The organism is Aquimarina sp. MAR_2010_214, assembly GCF_002846555.1.
GTDB lineage: Bacteria > Bacteroidota > Bacteroidia > Flavobacteriales > Flavobacteriaceae > Aquimarina.
The window spans coordinates 3,869,019-3,890,642 of sequence record NZ_PJMS01000001.1; the positions used below are offsets into that span (position 1 = coordinate 3,869,019).

General features: G+C 31.6%; 18 protein-coding genes. 6 read left to right on the forward strand and 12 right to left on the reverse strand.

The window, feature by feature from the left end:
* Positions 1 to 35: 35 nt before the first annotated feature.
* The 4 genes from ATE84_RS16685 to ATE84_RS16700 form a co-directional block, all read right to left on the reverse strand.
* Complete coding sequence (locus ATE84_RS16685; protein ID WP_101449038.1) at positions 36 to 2,438, reverse strand: DUF3160 domain-containing protein; 2,403 nt, start codon at positions 2,436 to 2,438, stop codon at positions 36 to 38.
* Positions 2,428 to 3,792: a CapA family protein gene (locus tag ATE84_RS16690; RefSeq protein ID WP_158237274.1), complete on the reverse strand. Its 1,365-nt coding sequence runs from the start codon at positions 3,790 to 3,792 to the stop codon at positions 2,428 to 2,430. The genes ATE84_RS16685 and ATE84_RS16690 overlap by 11 nt, the downstream gene beginning before the upstream one ends.
* A 627-nt stretch (positions 3,793 to 4,419) precedes the next feature.
* Positions 4,420 to 5,808: an RtcB family protein gene (locus ATE84_RS16695; protein WP_101449040.1), complete on the reverse strand. Its 1,389-nt coding sequence runs from the start codon at positions 5,806 to 5,808 to the stop codon at positions 4,420 to 4,422.
* A 128-nt stretch (positions 5,809 to 5,936) separates the two neighbouring features.
* Complete coding sequence (locus tag ATE84_RS16700; RefSeq protein ID WP_101449041.1) at positions 5,937 to 6,647, reverse strand: hypothetical protein; 711 nt, start codon at positions 6,645 to 6,647, stop codon at positions 5,937 to 5,939.
* A gap of 315 nt (positions 6,648 to 6,962) precedes the next feature.
* Between ATE84_RS16700 and ATE84_RS16705 the strand changes: the two genes are divergently transcribed.
* The 6 genes from ATE84_RS16705 to ATE84_RS16730 all read left to right on the forward strand — a co-directional run bounded on the left by ATE84_RS16705 (position 6,963) and on the right by ATE84_RS16730 (position 13,948).
* Positions 6,963 to 7,985 (forward strand): YafY family protein, encoded by a 1,023-nt coding sequence (locus ATE84_RS16705; RefSeq protein ID WP_101449042.1) that lies wholly within the window; start codon positions 6,963 to 6,965, stop codon positions 7,983 to 7,985.
* Between the two features lie 890 nt (positions 7,986 to 8,875).
* Positions 8,876 to 9,454: a TetR/AcrR family transcriptional regulator gene (locus ATE84_RS16710; RefSeq protein ID WP_101451075.1), complete on the forward strand. Its 579-nt coding sequence runs from the start codon at positions 8,876 to 8,878 to the stop codon at positions 9,452 to 9,454.
* A gap of 70 nt (positions 9,455 to 9,524) precedes the next feature.
* Positions 9,525 to 9,965 carry a DoxX family membrane protein gene (locus ATE84_RS16715; protein WP_101449043.1) on the forward strand — a complete coding sequence of 147 codons (441 nt, stop codon included), beginning with the start codon at positions 9,525 to 9,527 and terminating at the stop codon, positions 9,963 to 9,965.
* A 42-nt stretch (positions 9,966 to 10,007) separates the two neighbouring features.
* Positions 10,008 to 10,640, forward strand: a complete 633-nt coding sequence (locus tag ATE84_RS16720; RefSeq protein WP_101449044.1) for an NAD(P)H-dependent oxidoreductase — start codon at positions 10,008 to 10,010, stop codon at positions 10,638 to 10,640.
* Positions 10,641 to 10,671: 31 nt separating this feature from the next.
* Positions 10,672 to 11,832 (forward strand): iron-containing alcohol dehydrogenase, encoded by a 1,161-nt coding sequence (locus ATE84_RS16725; protein WP_101449045.1) that lies wholly within the window; start codon positions 10,672 to 10,674, stop codon positions 11,830 to 11,832.
* 907 nt (positions 11,833 to 12,739) lie between these two features.
* Positions 12,740 to 13,948 carry a serine hydrolase gene (locus ATE84_RS16730; RefSeq protein WP_101449046.1) on the forward strand — a complete coding sequence of 403 codons (1,209 nt, stop codon included), beginning with the start codon at positions 12,740 to 12,742 and terminating at the stop codon, positions 13,946 to 13,948.
* Between the two features lie 210 nt (positions 13,949 to 14,158).
* On the opposite strand, the gene ATE84_RS16735 is transcribed toward ATE84_RS16730, so the two are convergent.
* The 8 genes from ATE84_RS16735 to ATE84_RS16770 all read right to left on the reverse strand — a co-directional run bounded on the left by ATE84_RS16735 (position 14,159) and on the right by ATE84_RS16770 (position 21,624).
* Positions 14,159 to 14,596 carry a hypothetical protein gene (locus tag ATE84_RS16735; RefSeq protein WP_101449047.1) on the reverse strand — a complete coding sequence of 146 codons (438 nt, stop codon included), beginning with the start codon at positions 14,594 to 14,596 and terminating at the stop codon, positions 14,159 to 14,161.
* Positions 14,586 to 15,818: an ABC transporter permease gene (locus tag ATE84_RS16740; protein WP_101449048.1), complete on the reverse strand. Its 1,233-nt coding sequence runs from the start codon at positions 15,816 to 15,818 to the stop codon at positions 14,586 to 14,588. Before ATE84_RS16740 ends, ATE84_RS16735 begins: the two co-directional genes overlap by 11 nt.
* Complete coding sequence (locus ATE84_RS16745; RefSeq protein ID WP_233195830.1) at positions 15,815 to 16,459, reverse strand: ABC transporter ATP-binding protein; 645 nt, start codon at positions 16,457 to 16,459, stop codon at positions 15,815 to 15,817. The genes ATE84_RS16740 and ATE84_RS16745 overlap by 4 nt, the downstream gene beginning before the upstream one ends.
* A gap of 15 nt (positions 16,460 to 16,474) precedes the next feature.
* On the reverse strand, positions 16,475 to 17,674 hold the full coding sequence (locus tag ATE84_RS16750) for a GTP-binding protein (RefSeq protein WP_101449050.1): 1,200 nt from the start codon (positions 17,672 to 17,674) through the stop codon (positions 16,475 to 16,477).
* The gene (locus tag ATE84_RS16755; RefSeq protein ID WP_101449051.1) at positions 17,671 to 18,588 is read right to left on the reverse strand and encodes a GTP-binding protein; all 918 of its coding nucleotides are present in this window, start codon (positions 18,586 to 18,588) and stop codon (positions 17,671 to 17,673) included. Before ATE84_RS16755 ends, ATE84_RS16750 begins: the two co-directional genes overlap by 4 nt.
* Before the next feature lie 34 nt (positions 18,589 to 18,622).
* Positions 18,623 to 19,156 carry a molybdopterin adenylyltransferase gene (gene mog, locus ATE84_RS16760; protein ID WP_101449052.1) on the reverse strand — a complete coding sequence of 178 codons (534 nt, stop codon included), beginning with the start codon at positions 19,154 to 19,156 and terminating at the stop codon, positions 18,623 to 18,625.
* Between the two features lie 228 nt (positions 19,157 to 19,384).
* Positions 19,385 to 21,073: a PhoX family phosphatase gene (locus ATE84_RS16765; RefSeq protein WP_101449053.1), complete on the reverse strand. Its 1,689-nt coding sequence runs from the start codon at positions 21,071 to 21,073 to the stop codon at positions 19,385 to 19,387.
* A gap of 53 nt (positions 21,074 to 21,126) precedes the next feature.
* Positions 21,127 to 21,624, reverse strand: a complete 498-nt coding sequence (locus ATE84_RS16770; RefSeq protein ID WP_101449054.1) for a hypothetical protein — start codon at positions 21,622 to 21,624, stop codon at positions 21,127 to 21,129.

Here is a 21,624-nt window from a genome sequence, read left to right on the forward strand (position 1 = left end):
TTCTCTAGGCATCTAGAGCATAAAAGAACATAATTTTAATATCTAAACTGCATTTGTCCCTTTAAAGGGGTTGAGTAATTGATAATAGGTTCAATCCATTTAGGCCTATCGGGTATATTATTGTTTTTTATTTTAGCTTTCCATTGATCATCATCAAGTATTCCTCCAGTAAACTCGTAGTATGAAAACACACTCCCACGGGCAATATAATATTCTCCCTTTATTGGCACCACTGTATATATATCATCTGCATGTCCAACAGCTACGTTTAAGTTCGTGCCATTATACACATAAACGTCTGCTATAAGTGCCATGGAACGCTCTCGCTCTGGTAGATGATCCGTTTCTAATAATCCGAAAAGGATATACTCTACTGTACCCCCGACATAGTGTAACCAATCATATTCTTCTCTGGTAATTTCTTTTCCTTCGATCTGCTTGTATGCCGCTGATCTTAATTTGCTTCCTAGCTCCTTTATGCTGTTTAATTCATCTTTATAAGTAGATTCGAATTCTGAAAAACCTTCCAACCACTCGACCAATTCTAGTGCTGTATCCCAAAATTTCAGGTTTGGTTCTACATAACTATAATGCTGTGGCGGTTTAGGACCACCACCCTGACCTGACTCTGCAGCGAATGGCTTTTCTTGATAGAGTATTAAATCATGCTTAATGTGTGCCCAGGAAGCTAATGAAGTTGCTAATTCTTTTCTATTATATTCATCGGTTTTCATATAATCTGGATAACTATCTTCTTCATAGAACGAGGTCAAAGCGGTTTGAACTCCCTTGAAACCATAATTATGATCCCAATCATCAAAAGTTTTAAATTGTTCTTCAAGTTTATTCAGTCTTACTTGGTAGTCAGGCCAATCATTATTTTCAGTATATTCATTTATAAGAATGTTTTTGGCAGTTTTATTATTAAACACTGCAGGAATGTCAAGGCCATTTGGAAAAGGTCTTTTAGATTTACTTCCATCAATATGAATCAATTTTGAAAAAATATCGCCACTAATTGAATAGGTACTAGATAAGAAAAATACTCTTTTAGCTTCCTTCTCTGTAGTTTGAAAAGATGCTCCAAATACCTTTTTAATTTTTTCTTTATTCAACTTGTTCAATTCCTCTGTAATCAACGCTACATTTTCATCAGAAAGTACTTCAGTAAGATTTTGGCCTGTCAATAACTGTATTATATCCGAAAGAGAAAGATTATCTTCTCGCCCAGCTAATTTTTCAATAGTTGAAACATATTGCTTGTATGCTTTATGTAATTTTTTATCATTTTTAATTACATAGGCAAATGTTATCAATCCATTCAATTGTTCTCTGTTATTAAGATTTATTCCATTAAGACTAATCCATTTAAACCCTTTGAAATACTTCTTAAGTATTTCGCTTTTAGTGTAATGCCCTCGTGGTTTTAACTCCTGATAATCGACAAAATCATTCGGTATGAATGCTGGTCTCCCCTTTAGTTTATCAATATTATTTTTTTCACTATTGAAGATTGATTTATAAGATTGAGGAATATACACACCATTCTCCCCCATAGTATATTGTGCCAAGGCACTATACATTTGTGCCCATTCTATAGTAGGTTGGAATTTTACATACGATTCTGTTGTAGATAATTCATTTAGTTTTTGTGATGCTAGATTTAAGATGTTTTTTAGTTGACCGTACATATAATTTTCATCAAGTTTTTCTATACTTCTTGAAAAATACTTATGTAAAATAAATAGGTATAAGTCTGTAGTGATATAATGAGGGATGTATTGATATGCATTCTCATCATATGCATAAAATGGCATTGATCTATTTGCATCTACAATACTAAAATTCTGACTCTTAAAATCCTCTTGAACTTTTTGAGGGACTTTTTCGAATTGTTTTAGGTTTACAATCAAATCTGAATTATATAATTGTAAATCCCCTTTAGGTATCGTTTCTTGTTTTTTTCTCTTATTCTCTTCCTCTAGAATATTGTTTATTAAGTCATTTTCCTTATCACTTAACATCACCTTAAAATCATCTACATCAAATATTGGCATATACCATTTGAAACGATTAAAATAACCTCGTAAAAAACCATCATTAAAGAGGTGTCCATTTCGAGCATATACTTCATTTCTTAATAATCTTAACTCGTCATATGACAACTTGGATAAATCAGTAGAATACTTTATTTGATCACCAGAGTGATATTCCATTCCTTGCCAATCATAAAACTCCTTGATATGTGGTAGCTCATAATACGCTTTTAAATATTCTTTATTTTGACTCACCTCGGTATTGGAGTTTTCGTCTGATTTTGGGTGCTCTGCTTTAACCTTGTTTTGTTTTTCTTCTTGAGTCTGTACAGCCTTTTTCTTACATCCGAATACAAGGGAAAGAAATATCAGAGAGAAAATGATAATTTGATTAGTTTTCATTGGCTTTAATTTGATTTGTAGTTGTTAGAGCGAATCCAAAGTCATCCCATTCATACATTCTTTGATGCTTTTTTCCTTTTTCATCAATTTCTATAGTAGTAAGATAGTTAATACCTTCCATACTATAAATGTCAAAATCCTTTACATCGTCAATAAACTTAGTCCCCAACCAAAGTGGCTGTAAGATTTCATTCTTATACGAATAGATGTTAATCCTTTTTTTCTTCACTGGATCAAAATTAACCTTTTTACTAATACCTAAGAGAATATCAATAGTTCCATCATTGTTTATATCTGAAAATTGCATTTCTGATAAATCACCGTGTAATCTTATAGTACTTGGTTGGTCATTAGGATTATATACTGTCAGTAAATCATTGCCCGATTGCAATCTTTTTATTGCAGTTATCTTTTTATCGACTGAGGACACCCATAGAGTAGTTTCTTCTTTAAAGTCTACTTCTTTGAGGGGTTTCAGCATCCAGCCATCTTTCATTTGCATGGCACAAACTCCATTAGAAATGGATATATATTTTCTTATATCGGAAAACTGGTGTTCTTTATCAACAAAAGAAGGAAAATACCTTTCGATCTTTATAGGTTTAATATTTATATTTTGAATCTTGTCGGTAATTTTAAATTCCAAAGTGTATGAACAATTTGTATTTGGAAGGTATGCGTCGGCTAGATAATTTCCTAAACTATAAAAAACCGGAACATCATTAATAAACTCTATAGTTTGCACTACATGTGGATGATGTCCAACAATGCCATCCACCCCCAAATTCACCAATTCTTTTGCTAATTCTCTCTGCCACTTCTCGGGGGTTGGTTGTAATTCTAATCCCCAATGAATATAGATAATCAAAGGGATTGACGGATTATTAATGACAAAAGATGTAACACTATTTTTTAGCTTTTCAATTGATGAAATACATAATGCTTCATTATGTATAGTTAGCGAAGCAGACAGTACGGCACAGGAATACTTTCCTTTGGTTAGTATTTTTGGTTCACAGGTATCTCCAAGAATACCTAGATTACATCTCTTAAGTGTCTTCAAAGTATCTTTAAAACCATCTTCACTATAGTCATAACTATGGTTATTTGCTATAGAAACGTGAGTGACACCATTTTTATATAACAAAGTAGCTTTTTCATTATCGACCTTAAAATTAAATATATCATCCTGACTACTGTCTGAAGAAGTAAATGTACCTTCATAATTAATGATAAAAAAATCTTTTGATTTTACTTTTTGTAATGCATTTGTTAGCAATGAATCACCATGAAGCCTCATCTGATCTTGTACTCCTCTATCTAAAATGACATCTCCCGTAAATAGTATACTCATTTCTGACTTCTTGCTTTGACAAGAAGTCAGAAAAATGGTCAAAAGCAATAAGGTTTTAGTAAAATACATTTAATTGATATACTGAACTTTAAATTATAACTCTGGTTAATTTCTTATTTCATTGTATTTATTTTCTATAAAACCCAAAAGAAAATGCTATGGACTCTTCATAAATAAAACTTTCCAAATGTACATTATATTCAATAGGTGCATTGAGTTTTTTCATAACTTCTATTATTCGATACAATTTGGTTTTTAAATTCCTAATCGAAAAGCAAAACCTACTGGTGAACCCGCTATCTGTACCTCTCTATGATATCTAACATTAGGCTTCCCACCACAATGTTTTTTTATACAATGGAAATTCTATTTCTTCTCCCAATAATTTCTTCCGTAGTATATTTTTACACTTGCTGCGATGTTTTTGTCTTAAATATCTTCGATACTCCCAAGAATTACTTTTCCACCAAATTTTGGCACTTTTAGTTCTCTTTTTTCTTTTGTGGCTTTTACTATAATTGTAAAACTTCTTGTTCTCATAAGATTTCATTTTGTATTAAGTTTAAAAATTAAAAAACTTAATACAGAGTTCCTTTCTTGATTTGCATACTTATTGTTTTTAGAGTTTTATCTACTTCTTTTCTTTTTTCTCCAAGGTGCATTTTGCTTCCAATCACCTGCCATAATACATCCATAAGGTAATACTTCATCAATTACGTTACCTAAACCATACTCATCCATTTGGTTTCTTACTGTCTCAGCATTTTTATAAGCACTCGGTAATTCGGTAACATCAATTTCATTAGAAAAGAAACGAATATCCAAACCTTCTGTTTCTTCCTGAAACACTTCTTCATTGGTTTTCCCCTCTTTGCTTCTTCTATGCTGCGTTCTACTCATATTACGCCCTGCTCCATGAGGTGCAAAACCAAGGTTGCTTACTGTAGTTTCTCCGTTCACAATCAAAACTGGCTCAGACATATTTAATGGAATCAATCTAGGGCCAGTAATATCAGGCATGAACTTAGCATCTAGCGGAGTTGCTCCTTTTGCGTGATAGAATAAATCTTCATCCTTAAATACAAAGTTATGTTCATTCCAATATCGATCTTGAGCTTTAACCTGTAAAGCTTCAAGAGTGGCATTATGGATTACTTCATGATTCGTTTTTGTCCACTTTCTTATGATTTGTAATGCTTCCCAATACATTTGTCCTTCTTCAGTATCAAAAGGTATCCAGGCATTTTGTTTCAAAGTTTCTGGGGATAATTCTTTTCTGAAACGTTCGGCGATTTTCATTCCTTGGGTATACAAATTAGCCCCAGGACCTCTGGATCCGTGATGGGTAATCATCATTGTATTACCAGTTTTTCTAGATTTACCAATAAATAGGAAGTGATTTCCATCCCCTTGTGTTCCTAAATGAGATCTTGCTGCCTGAATCATTTTTTCATTATTCAGCATATAATTTCCTTGAAAATCTTTTAATAATTCATCCGGAAACCTATACTGCGTATTTCTATCTCTTCCACCTGGTCCAAAATGGGTATTTTGATGTGCTACATCCAAAACTTTTTTAGGATCCATTGTACCAAAATCAGTAAGCATAACAGAACAACAAATATCTGCACTATGCATTCCTGGATGGATCGCATTTTTTGCAACTGCCACACCTCCTACTGGTATTGTACCATTAGGTCCCGTAGGACAAGCATCTGGCATTACTGCGCCATTAACTAATGTTGGTGTTTTCATTAAGGTATTCATCGATTCAACAACCGAATTTACATTGGTTTCTTCTAACTCATTTTCTGCTTTTATGTTAATTGCGAATGGAACCGCTTCAGTATGCAAATCTACAATTGGCGGAGATTTAAACTGCTCCAAATAGGTATGCATTGCTTCTCCTTTTAATTGATTAGTATTGATATGATCGATGGCTTCTGGAAACCATTTCCCTGATCTAAAACCTAAATTGATTAATGTCTTTCCTGTTATGTTTGTTTTATTTTTCATATTCTTTTTTCTTAAACTCTGCCGACTCCCCGTTCGACAGAGCATTACTGTAAAGCCAATGTTTAATAGCTTGTTTATAATTCTGGTACAAATGTCATATAGAAGTACGCAGTCATTTTGCGTAGTACTTAGCAAAATGTAAGTGAATACTTATTTTCCAAAATTGTATGTGCAATGGCTATCCTATTTGCAACTACTGAATCTTTAGTTTTGAAAAACATATTTTCAATCTTAGATAACATAGTTTCGGATGATAACCATTCTGTTATTGTATCATATTCTCTATCACTTAGTTTAAAATTAAATCCATCTAGAACACCTTCAATAATAAAAAGGATGGCTTTCAATGTTTTAGACTTAGACCATTCAATCAATACCTTATCTAAATCACCATATTTCAATATGATATTTATTACACTTTCTATTTGATAATCTGATGCACTTTCATTATGAATAATAGTATACCAAAGAGTTAAGAAATAATCTTCAATAGCACTTTGTTCTTCTATAGACCACGTTTCCCATTCTGAGTAATTTAATTTCTCATAACAAGTAAAATCAAGCAAAAAATCACTTTTTGAATAATACATTAATTCTAAAATTCTTGGTAGGAAATGTTTATAATCTTCTACAGTACCGAAAGTAGTAATTGCTGATCTCGAAAAATATCTCAATTCATCTTCTGATAATTGCTTTAAAGGCTTCACTACAATTTCCCTAATTTCTTCATCGGTTACACAACAAGGACAACTATAGGCTCTAAGCTTGGTAGCATCAAGGTGATATTTCTCGAAAATTTTATATAATTTTTCAACTGCTGTATATAATTTAGTTTTCATATTACATTGTTTTTTGTCCCTCTTCTCAGATTCGAACTGAGACTTTCGCCTTGGCGAACAGATTGGCTCTAAATGCGCTTCCCTACTTTGATTCTTGTTCATTTCGGTGCTTCTGCAAAATCTATTCGTTAATAAGCGTATCATTAACGACATCATCCAATCACTCCACGGTTACGATCTAAAGTCTTTTACCGTAGCTCTTCCTTTTAAGCTAAAGAGGGGTTGCTTATAATTCAGGAGCAAATATTACGCTTAAGTACGCAATCAATTTGCGTAGATAAAAGATAATGTCTATTTTTCGACAAATATTTGATCATGGCCCTCAACAAAAATGCATTGATACGCTATAAAACTCTAGATAAATGCCTACAAAACAACAATCGGCAATGGACACTTGATGATCTGATAGAAGCATGTTCTGATGCTTTATACGAATATGAGGGTAGAGATATCAATGTAAGTAAACGAACTGTACAATTGGATATTCAGATGATGCGTAGTGATAAATTAGGATATAATGCACCTATTGAAGTTTATGATAAGAAGTATTATCGATATGAAGATGAAGATTATTCTATCACAGATATCCCCTTGACAGAAAATGATATGAATGTACTTTCTGAAACTGTTGAGATGCTAAAGCAATTTAAAGATTTTTCACTATTCTCAGAACTTGGTGGCATCATCCAAAGATTAGAGGACAAAGTATATACTGAAAAAACTCATCAATCATCAATTATTCATCTAGATAAGAACGAGAAGCTAAAAGGTTTGGAACATCTTGATACATTATATCAAGCAATCCTTAAGAAAATAGTATTGAAAATTACGTATCAATCCTTTAAAGCTAGAAATGCTTCAGAGTTTGTGTTTCATCCTTTTATCTTGAAAGAATTTAATAACAGATGGTTTTTAGTGGGAAAGCCTAATGCAAAGAAAAAGCAACCCATCGTTACTCTAGCGTTAGATAGAATCATTAGTATCGATTATGATACTCTTATACCCTATATAGAAGAAAATTTCAATGGTGATGAATATTATAAAAATACTATAGGAGTTAGTGTATTAAATGATGAACAATTACAAGAAATCATCCTGAAAATTGACAGAAATAACACCCCTTATGTGATTACGAAACCGTTTCATCATTCTCAGGAGATTGTAGAGAAATTAGAGGATGGTAGCACCATTTTTAAATTGCGTGTTCATTTGAATTTAGAATTTGAACGTATGATTTTAGGATTTGGAGAAACTATTGAAGTGATAGAACCAAAACAGCTTAGAAAGCGATTACGGAAGAAATTAGAAAAGACTTATCGATTATATAATGAAGTTTAATTTATTTCTTAATCAAAAAAAAACGAATTAATTTAATAAGCTCAATGCTAACCGAAGATGGCACCATAAATCTAAATACCTTTTAAAAAATCAGAGAGTTTTATATAAAAATAATCACAAAGCACAGATAAGGTACTCTGTGATGTTTACTTTACTCCTTTCTATTCTTGAAATGTGAATGCCAGTGTCATTATATACATCTTCTTGTGAACAGATATCATAACACCGTTAGTTGTTTTATATCGATAGTAATTATGTAAAAGTCAATTTGCGAATCTCTAGTTTCATTGTAACTATAATGCAGTATTATGTAAAATAGCCGCTACCTATGCGCTCGATTGCTGTTTATAAATCGCGTATTTGGTTAATCATACGTAAAAAAACTTTTTATGCAATTCTCGTAAGCTTGCCACAAGAGCATAAATTTTAAGAAATCGACTTTTTAGGAGATTCACGAACACATTTGAAGTTTCTGCAAATAATTAAATGTGTGAGTAAAAATAAAATTCTATGCACTTGTTATATGTAGAACTTCAATTAATCTTTTTTTTCTTATTTTAATTTCTTTTGTCTTGAAACAAAAGAAATCGACTTTAGGAGATTCACGAACTCCAATAAAATATTATCGCATGAGCTAGACAAAAAAATAAAAACTGCATATAATTTTGGAAACATTAGAACTCGTTAACATTGCTTTGAAAACCTATTTATAATTGAAACTCTTAAGAAACTGTACTACTAAATCCCTGAAATATGCACGCTCACTCTACCTTGTTGTTTCAGCAAAATTTTATGAGACCAATTTTAGCATCTAAGCTTTAGGTTAAATTTATACAAAAAAAAGAATGAACATTCATTTTTTTGTATATTTGCATATCAATTATAATAAAATGGCCAAACTTCAAAAAAGTATAGATAAACGAAATGCACTTGTTAAAGCAACGATAGAATTGGTTAACAATAGTGGTTTTCATGCAACACCAATGAGTAAGATTGCTAAAATGGCAAACGTGTCACCTGCAACTATCTATTTGTATTTTGAAAACAAACAAGATTTAGTAAATCAAACTTATATAGAAGTAAAAGCTAAATACACAGCATATGCTTTTAAAACTTATAATGAAGACATGCCTATTGAAGAAGGTTTTGAACTCATATGGAAACGTATTGCAGACTTTAAATTTAAACAGTACGAAAATGCAATGTTTTTAACTCAATGTGATAATACACCAATGATTGATGAAGAAAGTCGACAAGAAGGTATAAAACATTTACAACCACTACTCCACCTTTGGGCTCGTGGTAAAAAAGAAGGTATTATAAAGCCAATCTCAGATTACCTATTGTATGCCTATGCTATAAATCCATTATCGTTCTTAATGATATCACAAAAACGTGGAGCAATCAACCTAGATAAAACGCTATTGGAAGAAGCCTATCAATCTGCCTGGAACAGTATAAAACTTTAACAGAAAAAATTATAACATCAATTAACCACAAGATAGTGGCAAGATTGTGCACTACTTAAACGTATACTATATGAATACAGATTATAAAAAAACAAGTGTCATTCAAAATATCTTGAGAATTCTATTAGGCGCTTTTATGTTCTATGCTGGAATAGGACATTTAACTTTCCTTCGGACTGAATTTCAATCACAAGTCCCAACTTGGATAACAACAGATAAAGGGTTTATGGACTTTATTGTATTGGCGTCAGGAGTTGTAGAAATTATTTTTGGGGTTCTAATGATTTTTGGAGGTAGATTAAAAGTTATAACAGGTATTGTATTGGCAATCTTCTATATCCTTATTTTCCCAGGAAATATTAATCAATATGTAAATCAAATTGATTCTTTTGGTTTAGATAATGATAATCAAAGGTTAATTAGGTTGTTTTTTCAACCCGTTTTAATTATTTGGGCTTTATGGTCAACAGGAGCTCTAAAGTATTTAATGAGAAGAAAATCAAAGCAATAACTTACTCAATAAAATTAAAAAATTAGTAATAAATTAATTAACATGGAATTATTAGACAAATTGAACTGGAGATATGCTGCAAAAGCAATGAATGGAGAAAAAGTATCTCAAGAGAAGATTGACAATATTATTGAAGCTGCTCGTTTAGCTCCTACATCAAGTGGTTTGCAGCCTTTTGAAATAATTGTGGTTAAAAATCAAAAGATTAAAGAACAAATTAGACCAATAGCTTGGAACCAATCTGTAATTACCGACTGCTCTCACCTACTCGTTTTTGCTGCGTGGGATACCTATACAGAAGATAGAATTAACTATATGTTTGATTTAACGAATGAAATTCGCGGATTTAAAAATGAAGGTTGGGAAAACTACCGACAAATGTTATTGAAAATGTATCCACAACAAGATGCCGAAATAAACTTTAATCACGCTGCTAAACAAGCATACATCGCTTTTTCGCAGGCAATTATTGCTGCTGCTTACGAAGGTGTAGATGCAACTCCATTAGAAGGATTTGAAGCAGATAAATTAGATGAAATTTTAGACTTAAGAGCAAAAGGTTTACGTAGTGCAGTGATGTTACCAATTGGTTACAGAGATACAGATAGCGATTGGTTGGTTAATCTTGTAAAGGTCAGAAAAAGTACAGAAGATTTAGTAACAGTAATAGAATAATTACAAGAACAACAGATTAAAATTCAATAATATGAATAATTTTCAATATAAAAATCCGACAAAAGTTCTATTTGGTAAAGGTCAAATAGAAAACATTAGCAATGAAATTCCTAAGGACGCCAAAGTATTACTGCTTTATGGTGGAGGAAGTATTAAAAAGAATGGTATTTATGAACAAGTAAAAACAGCTTTATCTAAAGTGAATGTGATTGAGTTTGGAGGAATTCCTGCCAATCCAGAATACGAAGTATTACTAAAAGCTTTAGATATTATTAAAGAAGAAAAAGTAACATTCTTATTAGCTGTTGGTGGTGGTTCTGTAATTGATGGCACAAAATTCTTATCGGCTGCATCATTATTTGAAGGAGAAACTCCTTGGGATATCTTATCAAAAAATATTAGAACTGAAAAAGGGATGCCTTTTGGATCTGTTTTAACTTTACCTGCTACTGGTTCAGAAATGAATTCAGGTGCTGTGATTACAAGAGCAGAAACCAAAGAAAAATTTGCAATGGGAGGTCCAGGATTGTTTCCACAATTCTCAATTCTAGATCCTGAAGTCATAAAATCGATTCCTAAACGTCAAATAGCAAATGGTTTGGCAGATTCATTTACTCACGTTTTAGAACAATACATGACCTATTCGGTAGATGCTAAATTACAAGACCGTTTTGCTGAAAGTATTTTGCAAACTTTGATTGAAATTGCACCAACCATGTTGAAGGATGAGTTTGATTATAAAGCAGCTTCAAATTTTATGTGGAGCTGTACTATGGCTTTAAACGGATTGATTCAGCAAGGTGTACCAAGTGATTGGGCAATTCATATGATGGGACACGAATTAACTGCTTTATTTGGAATAGATCACGCAAGAACCTTGGCCATTATAACTGAAAGTCATTACAAAGTAAACCTTGAAGACAAACAAGAAAAATTGGCACAATATGCTGAACGTGTTTGGAATGTTACTGATGGAACTTTGGAAGAAAAAGCATTGGCTGGAATTGAAAAAACAACGGAGTTTTTCAAATCGTTAGGAATCGACACAAAATTGTCTGATTATACTAAAGATTATATAGGTACAGCTGAAATTATTTCAAAACGTTTTGAAGAAAGAGGTTGGAAAGGTATTGGAGAAAAAGGAAAAGTTACTCCTGCTCTAGTTGAAAAAATAGTTGAAATGAGTTATTAAAAAAAGATGAAAAAATAAAAATTTTAGCATTAATCCTAACCGTAATTATAGCATCAAGTTGTAAAGAGGCCAAAAAGGAAACGGTTTCTGAAAAATTATTGGAAAGTTTAAAATGATTTAATTACTTTAAAAATAGAAAAAGGTTGTTTATGAAATACAACCTTTTTCTATTTTTAAACATTAATCAGAATATATATAAACTATCATTTCTAATTTTAGGTTTTCTTTCTAAAAACAAAATAATTGATATAAAAAACAAGAAAAATACTTGAAATAGATAACCAGCTTCGATTAATGATGTATTGTGCATTAGAAATATCCTCTAATGAAAATAAAGGATATAGAAATACCAATAGCCATAAAAAACTATGTAATATTATTGCTAAATAATCTCTTTGCATTAACTCTTATTAAAAAACTAAAGTAAGATAAACAACACTAATATTCACAATCTTATAGACAGTCTTTAGTTTCTTATAGATAAATACTAAGATTTTATCGATCCCATTCCACACACATTATGCTTCCCTCCTTCCTCTTCGATAAGCTTAGGGAACACGTTGGCACGCATAATAAGTGTTTTATTACCTTTATTTAAAGGAACATTTCGTTAGAAAACTTTTAAAATAAATTGTAGAAACAAAGTGACCTTTCGGCAACACTTCGACAAGCTCAGCGTGACAACTAAGGATAAGCAGTATGCAAGTGTATTATGATTCAGGTTTATTTATAATAAGACGTTATCTAAAATTGCTTTTGAACTCTATCGATATGGTATTTATTATAAACTTTTTATTATAAATTACCCTGTTCTTTCATAATAATCAATATTAGGTTGCAAATAAATGTAACAAAACTTATAAAACCTTATCTTATAGATTATAAATCAATCAAAAAACCTTTAAACATGTTTAATCAACAAAAAACAAAATTCAGGCATCTCACGAGTACAACTTTATTAGCATTACTAATTTCTATATCTTCTAATGCGGCTTGGCCTATTATAGCTATAGATACCATCATAGAAGAAAGCGGCAAACCAACCGATTCATTAATGAATCAATCAAAATGCATTCAGGTTCAGAATAAAGATGTTATTCGCTCTTTTAACGATCATATTATTTCTAAATCTGAAATGGATGCCTTTATAAAACAGCAAATGGACTCACTTAATATGCCAGGACTATCAATAGCATTTATTAATAACGATAAAATAGTATATCACAATGCATTAGGAGTTAAAAACAATGAAACCCAAGAAAAAGTAGACAATGCTACAGTTTTTGATGCTGCTTCTATGTCTAAAACTGTATTTAGCTTTTTTACAATGAAAATGGTAGATGATGGTCTTCTGGCCTTGGATACACCATTATATACTTATATGGAATATCCAGATATAGCTTATGATGAGCGCTATAAATTAATTACAGCTAGAATGGTGTTATCACATACTAGTGGATTTCCTAATTGGAGATTTCTTGATCAAAAAGGAAATTATAACCCCGATGGTAAGCTTACCATACAGTTTGAACCTGGAACTAAATTTCAATATTCGGGAGAAGGTTATGAATATCTCGCTAAAGTAATTTCGCATCTAAAAGGCGTTGAAAAGAATGGACTACAAGGTTTAATTAACACAGCTATTTTTGAACCTCTAGCAATTAAAAACACGAGTTTTGTCTGGAACGATTATATAGAAAACCATCGTGCAGATGGTCATTTAAAGGGTAAACCAAACAAAGGATATAGCAGCAGTGCCAAAGACCCTAATTTTAAGGCATCGGCCAGCTTACAAACAGAAGCTAAAGCATTTGCAAATTTTCTAATGGCAATTATGAATAATAAAATATTATCAGAAAAGAGTCATCAAGAGCTATTAAAAATACAATCAAGCTCACTAGCAACTAAAAAATCTAAAGAGCGTAAATATGGATTAGGGATTGTTATTGAAGAATCTGATTACGGTACTAATTATTTTCATGGAGGCGATAATTTAAGCAATACAGCATTCTATATGTTCAATAAAGAAAAGAAAGTTGGCTATGTATTTTTTACTAATTCAGAACATAACGACAGTTTTAACAAAAACTTACTTAAATTAATGATGTATAAGTAAATATATGTAGTTTTTACATTTAAAAGGCTTCAGGATATATGTTTTGGAGCTTTTTAATTTATATGTCATTCCACACACCACATTCCCCTACTCTCCTTATCCTTTCGACAAGCTATTAGTTTAGCATTTTATATTTATAGGAAGTTTAATAATATTATATGAACAACTCTTGGTTGTCTTTTTAAAAATCTACTCCTTCTCTCCTTTTTATTATTTTATTAATTTCCCTTTACATTCTGTTAGAATATAATTAAAATGCTCTATATCATCTTTGTTTAGCTTTAGTATTCCTGTTATCGCAACTATATTATCGGTTTTAAACTTTTGTTTATTCATAAATTGAAGTTCAACTGCAGTTTCAGGACCGCCTTGACCACAAAAATAGCAAGATGACATTGGACCTTTGGATAAGATGTATAAATTTGATTCTGAGTCTATATTTAAAAAGTATCCTTTAATAGTTATAAGCTTTCCTTCTAAGGCTTTTACGGAAGGTAAAAATTCAGGATACAAAAAATAATCACCATAAGCAGGAAAATATTTATCTTCAAAATTGACTTTTGATAAATCTTGCCAAGTTATTTCCTTCTGACTAAAACACAGGGAACAAAATAACAGTATAATCAAATTTAAAATTTTATTTCTCATTACTTAAAATTGTTGAGATATTCATCTTAATTATTGGAAATATAGCCAGAGAAACTGATAAAATAACCATCATAAAAATTAGCATTCCTATTTGCAATATTTCCTGAAAAGGCAAGTCTTTAAGCATGTTTTGTTGGTAACTCGATTGCATAAAACGAAGCATCATACGCAATCCTGTTTTAATTAGTAAAAACCCTAATAAAAATGCAGAAAAGGCTATAATTAACCCTTCATAAATAACCATTTTTATTAATTGAAAATTACTCGCTCCATAAGTTCGTAAAATTGCCAAATCGAAAGCACGTTCCTTGACCATTTTATATAGACTAATAAAAATAGTAACACAAGAAATTACTAGAATTAGATAGGCTATCCAAGAGATCGTTTGAAACCCAACACTTGTATATTCATATAATTTATTTAGCTCGTATTTAGGCAATACAGCTTGTAGATTGGTACGCTTATTAATTTTTCTAGGAAAAGTCAAAAGCGCTCTAGGACTTTTAAAATTGATTAATAATGACGTTATTTCTTTTTCTTCCTCATGAGTATTATGATGGTTATGCTCTGTATGATTTTCATCTTCTTCATCAAGCTCACTTTCATGATTATGTACATCCCAGACGCTTTCTAAGTTAGTAATGATTAAACGGTCAATTACTTTTTCTGTTGGTTTTAAAATACCTACTACAGTTAATCTATCATCAGAATGTATATCTATACTGTTTTCTACCAACCCATGAGTGCTTAAAAACGTATCACCAATTCTAAGGTTTAATTGTTGGGCCACGGTATTTCCCAAAACTACTTCCATAGATTTTTCAACAGTACGACCACCCTCCAATTCGGCATTATAAAGAGAGGTATATTCATAGGTTGTTCCTACAATTCTAAACCCTTTATAGTTATCACCATAAGAAATAGGGACGGCCAATTTAACCATAGGGTTTTTACTTATTTTTTTTGCTTCATTATAAGAGATATTTCCTGTTGGATTGTCCAAATGTAATACAGAAGCCAAAACCAGCTGTAACGGACTTCCTTTAGCACCAATAACTAAATCTATTTTACCCAAATTATTTTCTATTTGGTTTTTGAAAGACCTTTTTAATTGTTGAATTCCTAAAAGAAGCGCAATACTTAGTGATAAGATAAAGACGCTTAAAAAAGTGTATAATGGTTTAGATTTTATGTTTTGTAAACTAATACTCCAAATATTCATAATGTAATTGAATTTTGGAAATATGATTTTATTCTATGGTCGTGAGTAATAACAATCAAATTGGCATTGGTTTGTTCTGCCTGATTTTTTAGTAACTCAATGACAATTTTACAGTTTTCATCATCTAAACTAGAAGTGGGTTCATCTGCTAAAATAACCTGCGGATTATGTATTACTGATAATGCAATACCTAATCGTTGTAATTGCCCTTCACTAAGCTCGCTAATTTTACTTTTTATAAACTCAGATAAACCTAATTGCTTTAACAGCATTTGAATCTCCTCATTGTTTATAGGTTTTTTGCTGAAAAAAAGGCGCGCTTGTAAATTTTCAAATACATATAAAGATTGAATAGCATGTTTTTTTTGAAAAACAAGCCCAATATTTTTACCTCTAAATGTATCTAATTTATTATTTTTTAGGCATCCTAAGTCGACTTTGTCTATAATTACTTTTCCACTAACGGGTTTCAATATCCCAGCTAAAAGATGCAAAAGAGTGGTCTTTCCAATCCCAGATTTACCTAAAATTAGTAAATTTTCTTGCTTTTCTAAAGCTATATTAGGAAACCTGAAAATGTATTCTCCTTTTTTATATTGAAATGTAAGATTATCTGTTTGTACCATTTTAAATTTTAACACCCTCCCTTCTTCTTATTATTCTGTTATTGGCCAACGATCTTGTTGAGGGAACAATTGTTTTTTCCATACTTGTATTTCAGGCTCTGTGAGGATACAATCCTCCAACTCAGTAATCATTTTTTCTTTGTTTAGATGTTGCCCTATAAAGACCAATTCTGTTTTCCTGTCACCAAATTGAGCATCCCAATCTGATTCAATTTGATCTTTATTTTCAGAAAAAGAAGGATAGCTAACTCGTTCTGCAAAAGGCATAGATGCCCACCAAACACCTGCATTGTCAGCTTTGCAAGAACCTCCTGCAGAGCTCCAAACTAAGGCTTGGTTAGATCTTGAAGCTAACCAAAATAGCCCTTTACTTCTAATAATATTTTGAGGGAAACATTGATTTAGATAGTTTAAAAAACGCTCTGGGTGAAATGGTTTTTTACTTCTAAAAACAAAGGAACTTATTCCGTATTCTTCGGTTTCTGGCACATGTTCATTTTCTAATTCTTTTATCCATCCTGCAGAAGCTTCGGCCTTTTCATAATCAAACAAACCTGTATTGAGAACATTTTCCAGTTCAACTTTAGATTCATTCGTATTAATAATAAGTGCTTCTGGATTTAGGCTATGAATAATAGCCCGAAGTTCTTCTACTTGCTCTTCAGTTACCAAATCAATTTTATTGATAATAATAACGTTGGCAAATTCAATTTGATCAGTCAATAAATTCACAATGGTTCTATCATCACCTTCTATATTAGTAAGCGACCTTGTTGCAAGATAATCTGCACTCGAAAAATCTTTTAAAAAATTAAACGCGTCGACTACTGTTAGCATAGTGTCTATATAACTGAATCGGCTTAAATCTATCTTACCATCTTCACTTTCAAAAGTAAAGGTTTGTGCCACAGGAATTGGCTCACTTATCCCAGTACTTTCGATTAATAAATAATCAAATTTGTTTTGAGATGCTAACTTTTCTACCTCTACCATAAGGTCTTCGCGTAGCGTACAACAAATGCACCCGTTAGACATTTCTACCAATTTTTCTTCGGTTCTAGAAAGCGTATTTTCATTTTCAATGAATTGAGCATCAATATTTACTTCACTCATATCATTAACAATAACTGCAACTTTTAAGCCTTTTTTGTTATGTAATACATGGTTTAGTAATGTGGTTTTTCCAGCTCCTAGAAAACCACTTAATACGGTTACGGGTAATTTTTTCATTTATTCAACAATTTTGATGTATTAAGACTTGATTTGATTGCTTTTTCTAGAATGTAAGGGTCGCTACCTTGCCCAATAGTTAAAAGTTTGGTACCTGTTATGGGAACTCCTTTAAACGGCCTAATAAACACTTCTCCATCTGGAGTCCTTTCAAAATAGGTATAATTGCTTTCTCCCTCAATTTTAGTACAACCTTTCACTCTTAGTATGCATTTAGGTAATGCTTTACAAATGGCATAAATACAATCTGAGTTAGGTAAATTTGGTAAGTCTGAAGAGCAAGAAGACCAATGTGTTTTTTGATGTTCAAATTTTTGAACACCATTAGTAGATGGTAAGAGCTCCAGAAGAAGAGAAACATCCAAATTATCCATTGTTATAATTTTAGCCATTGGGTTGAGTTCTTTTATTTCCTTAATGACTAAAGCTTGTCTATTTTTTCCTGTGTTTGCAAGATGTGTTAGTACAATAAGCGAAGAAATCTGAATTTGATTTGATTCCAGTTCATTGTGTTCTCCTCGCTTTTGCCAGTTTTTAACATCTACAACAGATATTTGAATTGGAGGTAAAAACCTATCATTTAATCCAACACCAAGAAATTCCATTAAGGAACAAGCATCAGAAGTTCCGTTAGCTTCAATTAGAGTAATTCCATTTTCTCTTTTAGGAATTCTATTCACTATATTTCTAAGTTCCATTATACCACTACAACATATACAACTACCGCTAAGAGCTTTAATGTTATTAAAATCAACTTGTTGTGTAAGTTGTTGAGCATCCATATTAGCATTTTCATAATCATTGAGAATGATAAAAGGATTCCAACCATTATCAATAAATTCAGCTATTAAATATCGTAGCAATGTTGTTTTTCCAGCTCCCAAAAATCCAACAACAGTAATGATAGACTCCATCTTTTTCTAAGTATCGTTTATTTGCTTACAGCTTTTATTTTTTCTTTGGCCTGAAAGGCTTTACAACATCTTCATTACATTCTAAGAAAGGGCCTTCCATAAGATCTATACAATATGGTACAGCAGGAAAAACAGCATCTAAACATTCTTTTATTGATTTTGGTTTTCCTGGTAGATTAATAATTAAGCTATTTTTCCTAAGACCAGCAGTTTGTCTTGAAAGAATAGCAGTAGGCACATATTTTAATGATTCAGCTCTCATGAGCTCTCCAAAACCTGGCATCAAGCGATCACATACAGCCTCGGTGGCCTCAGGTGTAACATCCCTTTTAGCAGGGCCTGTACCACCAGTTGTAATAACCAAACAGCAATTTTGATTATCCACCATGTTAATGATGGTTTTTTCAATAACCTCTTGTTCATCTGGAACTACTTCATATATCTTTTCCCAAGTTGAAATTAAATATTCATTTAAAGTATCTATGATTGCTTTTCCACTTATGTCTTCATAAACTCCAGCACTTGCTCTGTCACTTACAGTTATGATTCCTATTTTGACTGCTAGCATATTTATTTTCTTTGTATATGTTTAAAGTTATCCAGATTTGCTTAGAAGAAGTATATTTTTCTAATCTTCTACCCTATTTACAAAGTATCTGTTCTGTTAACTTTTAAACAGTCGAACTAAGCATTTTAGGTGTTATGTTTTCTGGAGAATAAACAATAATTTTTTTTAGAATTCAAATCCAAAATAGATTGACTTATACTCCATTTATATTTTGCAGACCTTCTTCTATTAGTTAATATTAGGTTCAATTTGATTTAGTGTATTCATTTTTTCAATTAAATCTCCTGTAATAGCAACAACTGCAGGTTTTGGAATATTATCTTCATCAAAAGGCCATTTACTGGTGGGGTTATTCAGATCTTTAGTTTGCTCTCCTGGGTGTTGAACACTTAAAAATAGTGTTTTCCCGTCTGGAGAAAACCAAGGACCGGTAAATTCTGCATCTTTTGGTGCAGAAGCAACCCGAATTACCTTACCTGAATCTTTGCCATACCGTGGAATTACAAATAGACTATTGTTTTTAAAAGGCATATAAGGTTTATCTTCTCTATTCATAGAACTTCCAGAAATATCTGAAGTCATCCAAAGATTCCCTGATAAATCGAATGCTAAATTATCTGGACAAGAAAAACCATTTGCTTCTCCTCCTGCTTTATAAGTAGAAGCCTTAAAGGTTAGTGCATCAAAAGCTAAATTATCTTCTTCAATTTTTAAAATAGAACCATGAAAATCATCTTTACTTATATTGTTCGTTAGCGTTACAAATATATTTCCAGTAATAGGATCTATTTCAATATCCTCTGGTCTATTTAGTTCTGTAGCACCTAGCAATTTTGCAGCTTCTCGTGCTCTAATCAACACTTCAGTTTGGTCTTTGAATCTATTCTTTAAAATGGGTTGATTCTCCCAATCCAAGGCTAGCCATTTTCCATTAATAGTATCTGCCACATAAAGTGTTCCTTCCTTTAAAGAACTTGGTTTAGAGGAAATAAATTTATATAAGTGTTCATTATTTTTATCGTCACCAGTATAAGCAACTACTCGCTTATCTTCAAGTTCATATAACGTACAACATTCGTGAGCAAACCTTCCAAGAGCAATATGTTTTTGTGCAGTTCCATCTTTTGGATTCACTTCAATCACCCAACCATAATGTTCTGGTGGATAATTATAAAATTTCTCCCAACCTTCGCTACTTGGTCTGTGACTGGGTACATTTGCTTCATCATATTCAGTTTCGCCATAAAAACTATCATAATTCTCTTCGCAGGTCAAAAAGGTTTTCCAAGGTGTAATACCACCTGAACAATTACTATGTGTTCCTATTAAAGTCGTTTTTCCTTTAATGGGAGTATCCCAATTTATTTGTATTGGGGTTTTTGCTGTAATACGTCTGTTATGAGAATCGTTTTTAACCATTTTCCAACGACCATTTTCTTCTTTAATTCTTACAATACTTCCACCAACATTATACATCTCTTTATCAACTTGTGCAATGGTTCTGTGTTCTGATGGATTGTCATAATCTCCACGATTAAAATCAGAAACAAAAAGCGGGTTTACATATTCGTGGTTTACCCATAACAAGCCGTCTTTTGGGTTGTTATCATCAAAAGGAATAAAACAGGTAAAATCGTTATTAAACCCAAAAGTGTCTGTATCACTAATTTCATCACCCCATTTTATGATGGTATGATAGTCTAATCCATTGACTAATAATAAATCATCTTCATCAGAAGGAACTAAGTCTTCTAAAACAAGCTTTTTTAGCTCATGAAGTCTTTCTTTAGAAATTGTACTAAAACCACTTGTTGGTGTAGTTGTATTGCCACAATTTATTAAAAATTGAGGCATGATAACACCCCCTAAACCGGCTTTCCCTATAAAGGAAATAAATTTTCTTCGATTATACTCCATAATGTTCTTATTTCAATAAACTTACTCCAGAACAAATTAGTGACTCCTACTTTTTAATTTAAATGATACTTGTCTAAACAAACTAAATCAGAATAAATAGTAGTGAATACACCCTGATCTCTATTATATATTTTACCACCTATTTTAATAGGTTGATTTGATAAATTAGCTAATTGTAATTCCAATTCTTTGATTTTTTCATTTAAATAATAGGAAAAAACTCGAAATTGACGATTGCCTCTTTGAAATGATATTTTTGAACGTTCCTTTTGAATTCTAATTTCATTATAGAAATTATGTAATGCTCCAATGTTAGAAAATTCATCATTTCCTAATGCATCTAAAACAATTTTGTTATCCATAGAAAGCACAAAATAAATTTCTTTAATATTATGTTTTTTAATAATTTGCTTTATGTACGCTATTGTTTTGCTGTCATAGATAAAAGAATTACCAAGTGAAGTATAAAAATAATTCTCATACTTAAATGTTTTGTTAATGGTATGTTCTAAACAATCTGTAGGACAAATAAGGAAAAAACATTTTTGCAT

What these genes read in the sequence shown, in the direction of transcription:
- ATE84_RS16750 (WP_101449050.1), bottom strand. Translation starts at nt 17,674, where the DNA reads ATGAAAAAATTACCCGTAACCGTATTAAGTGGTTTTCTAGGAGCTGGA.
- ATE84_RS16700 (WP_101449041.1), bottom strand. Translation starts at nt 6,647, where the DNA reads ATGAAAACTAAATTATATACAGCAGTTGAAAAATTATATAAAATTTTC.
- ATE84_RS16715 (WP_101449043.1), top strand. Translation starts at nt 9,525, where the DNA reads ATGAATACAGATTATAAAAAAACAAGTGTCATTCAAAATATCTTGAGA.
- ATE84_RS16735 (WP_101449047.1), bottom strand. Translation starts at nt 14,596, where the DNA reads ATGAGAAATAAAATTTTAAATTTGATTATACTGTTATTTTGTTCCCTG.
- ATE84_RS16725 (WP_101449045.1), top strand. Translation starts at nt 10,672, where the DNA reads ATGAATAATTTTCAATATAAAAATCCGACAAAAGTTCTATTTGGTAAA.
- ATE84_RS16730 (WP_101449046.1), top strand. Translation starts at nt 12,740, where the DNA reads ATGTTTAATCAACAAAAAACAAAATTCAGGCATCTCACGAGTACAACT.
- ATE84_RS16710 (WP_101451075.1), top strand. Translation starts at nt 8,876, where the DNA reads ATGGCCAAACTTCAAAAAAGTATAGATAAACGAAATGCACTTGTTAAA.
- ATE84_RS16685 (WP_101449038.1), bottom strand. Translation starts at nt 2,438, where the DNA reads ATGAAAACTAATCAAATTATCATTTTCTCTCTGATATTTCTTTCCCTT.
- ATE84_RS16740 (WP_101449048.1), bottom strand. Translation starts at nt 15,818, where the DNA reads ATGAATATTTGGAGTATTAGTTTACAAAACATAAAATCTAAACCATTA.
- ATE84_RS16765 (WP_101449053.1), bottom strand. Translation starts at nt 21,073, where the DNA reads ATGGAGTATAATCGAAGAAAATTTATTTCCTTTATAGGGAAAGCCGGT.
- ATE84_RS16755 (WP_101449051.1), bottom strand. Translation starts at nt 18,588, where the DNA reads ATGGAGTCTATCATTACTGTTGTTGGATTTTTGGGAGCTGGAAAAACA.
- mog (WP_101449052.1), bottom strand. Translation starts at nt 19,156, where the DNA reads ATGCTAGCAGTCAAAATAGGAATCATAACTGTAAGTGACAGAGCAAGT.
- ATE84_RS16720 (WP_101449044.1), top strand. Translation starts at nt 10,008, where the DNA reads ATGGAATTATTAGACAAATTGAACTGGAGATATGCTGCAAAAGCAATG.
- ATE84_RS16770 (WP_101449054.1), bottom strand. Translation starts at nt 21,624, where the DNA reads ATGCAAAAATGTTTTTTCCTTATTTGTCCTACAGATTGTTTAGAACAT.
- ATE84_RS16690 (WP_158237274.1), bottom strand. Translation starts at nt 3,792, where the DNA reads ATGAGTATACTATTTACGGGAGATGTCATTTTAGATAGAGGAGTACAA.
- ATE84_RS16705 (WP_101449042.1), top strand. Translation starts at nt 6,963, where the DNA reads ATGGCCCTCAACAAAAATGCATTGATACGCTATAAAACTCTAGATAAA.
- ATE84_RS16695 (WP_101449040.1), bottom strand. Translation starts at nt 5,808, where the DNA reads ATGAAAAATAAAACAAACATAACAGGAAAGACATTAATCAATTTAGGT.